The 2,604-nt window shown below is 56.3% G+C and carries 2 protein-coding genes; both read right to left on the bottom strand.

Annotated features, from left to right (window positions below; genetic code table 11):
- The coding region (locus tag AC1DRJ_RS24100) for a PhoH family protein (RefSeq protein ID WP_477804357.1) at positions 1 to 1,030 on the bottom strand (1,030 nt) is incomplete at its 3' end.
- A gap of 335 nt (positions 1,031 to 1,365) precedes the next feature.
- Entirely contained in the window at positions 1,366 to 2,490 is a 1,125-nt protein-coding gene (locus tag AC1DRJ_RS24095; RefSeq protein WP_477804356.1) for a polysaccharide deacetylase family protein, read from the bottom strand.
- Positions 2,491 to 2,604: the final 114 nt, after the last annotated feature.

Genomic DNA, 2,604 nt, shown 5'->3' with positions numbered 1-2,604 from the left:
CTTCGAGGTTGTCGGTGATGGCGCCGAGCCAAGGCTCCATTTTTTCTGCTTCGGTGCCGGGCAGGAAGCCGATCTCCTGGTCCAGGCCTTGTACGCTACGGGTGGCGATAATCCGGCGATAGCGCTTGCTGACCATGGTCTGCTCGATCGCCGCGGCCAGGGCCAGGATGGTTTTACCCGAACCGGCAGCACCCGTCAGGTTGACCAGGTGGATATCCGGATCCAGCAAGGCATACAGCGCCAGGCTCTGATAGATGTCACGCGGTTTCAGGCCCCAGGCTTCCTGATGCAGCAGCGGTTCCTGGTGCAGGTCGAGGATCAGTAGCTTGTCTTCGTCAATTTCCTTGATCCAGCCGACAAAGCCCTGTTCGTCGATGATGAACTCGTTGATGTGCACAGCCGGCAGGTTGTCGATCATTCTCACCTGGTGCCAGGTGCGGCCGTGATCCTGGCGGGTTTCGACATTTTTGACGAGGTCCCAGAATGACCCGGTCATGTTGTGGTAACCGTTAGGCAGCAACGAAACGTCGTCAACCAGTTGGTCGGTGCTGTAGTCCTCGGCCGCGATCCCGCACGCTCGGGCCTTGAGACGCATGTTGATGTCTTTGGTGACCAGCACAACGGGCAATTTTGGTTCACGCGCGTGCAGATCAATCAACTGATTGATGATGATGTTGTCGTTCAGGTGTTCGGGAAGAATGATGTTCGGTTCGGCGCGCTTGCTCATCAGAATTGACAGCAAACCCTTGGGCCCACTTTTGCCGCGCTGGATCGGTACACCCAGCTCTACATCTTCAGGACTGGCATCGCCCAGCGTCTTGTCGATCAGGCGAATGGCCTGACGGCATTCTGCAGCCACGCTGTGATGCCCGCTCTTGAGCTTGTCCAGCTCCTCAAGCACGGTCATCGGGATAGCAACGTGGTGTTCTTCGAAGTTAAGCAGGGCGTTTGGATCGTGAATCAATACGTTGGTATCGAGTACATAAAGGATTGGCTGGTTGGAAGAAGAACTACGTCCGTGATCATCCATACTCGGTCACCTTTGTGGGAGCCAGTCGACGCAATACCATGACAGTGCTGCGCCTCGAAGTGGCCACCGAATTCACCTGCGAGGATTCAAGTGAACTGCACACAAGTTGGGTCTTGGGAGACGCCACCTGTGTTGCAGGTTTCGGCGGTCTGTCTTCGTAATACTCCAAAACCCATGACAGAAAAAAGTACTTTGACGTTTTTTTGAAGTTTATTTTTCAGAGTGACCAATAACACTTGGCGGACTGCTATCACCCCGTTAAAGTCGGAAGTCCGCCTGCATCGAAATCTCGTCCAAAAACGCCAAAAGCCCAATGTTTACGGGGTTTGTGCAATTTAGCGAAAACCATCCTGGCAGTCTTCCCAACCGATCCCGCTTTGCGCCGTTTGCGTAATGATCCAAGGTATCGCCGTTTTCACCGCGTCCYGCTTCACATTGAAATTGATCACGCCGTGGCGCCACAGCAGCATAAGCGTCAACACCCGTTGCGCGCTCGGATTGCCCTTGAGCTTGCCCGCCCCATCCTGCGCATCGATATCCCATAGCGCTACCCGCAAGCCTTGAGTGTTGAAGAAGCCTTCAGCATCGGAGCGGCGCTGGCCATCGGGCGGACGAAACAGCGGTACGTAATTCTCCGGCAACTTGCTTTTGACCAACTCGACACTGCGTCGTACCGAGTCCTGCCAGTCTTGCCAGTGGCTGTGGGAGCGGAACTCCCAGCCCTGCACGCCGATGCATTGCTGCGAGTACATCGCTTGCAGCCTCGCTACTGATTGTTCGGCCAGGCGCGTCTGAATGTCCTTGCCGAGGACGAAAAACGTGCCGCTGATGTTCGACTTGCGCAGGTACTCGGCGACCCAACCGGTGTTGTCCGGAGCGATGTTGGCGGCGCTGTCGAAGGTCAGTAAATACAACCGGTCATGCATCCCTTCGCCATTGCGCTCATAGTCGCCAAAACGATCGACTTCGCTGCTGGTCTGTGGAAACAGGGCGGCCTTGCGCAGTTGCTCGTCCAGATACTGAGCGTGGAACAACCGACTCGGTTCGGCCCATTTGATGTAGTAGCTCTCGTCGCTGATCTGGAACTTGGCCGCTTGCCCGCGCAAGGTGTCCATGTCTTCGACCAAAAAGCAGAAGGACGCATCCTGATCGCAGCTTTGCTGGGCGAAGTTGTRGTTGGTCAGCAGGCGCTGCCAAAGGCGCTGGCGCAGTTGATTGACCGCTTCCAGATTGATTTTGCGCAACCCGAGGCGCTGGGCCAGGGCGGGTTCATCCAGCGATTCGCTGGTCAGCAGTACGCGCGCAAACATGAGGATTTCGGCCCGCGACGCCACGTCGAACAGGGTCGGGCTGCTGAGCTTCTCAGGCCAGGTGCTGCGATCAATCGTCGCCATATCGCCGGGCGCCGCCAAGGCGCCAAAGCTCAACAGCCAGGCCGAGAATAGAAAAACGATACGCAATGGGATGTCTCCATAACAAAACCCGCGCGGCACTATAAATCGAGACGATCAAAAGAACGCAGCCTCGCGTTGCTCGACAGCTGCTACATATTCCGGTCTCAACCGGTCCGTAGC

It is taken from the genome of Pseudomonas sp. P5_B2, from assembly GCF_056400445.1.
Note: the sequence above shows the minus strand (reverse complement) of the source record. Positions and strands in the feature narration are given on the sequence as shown.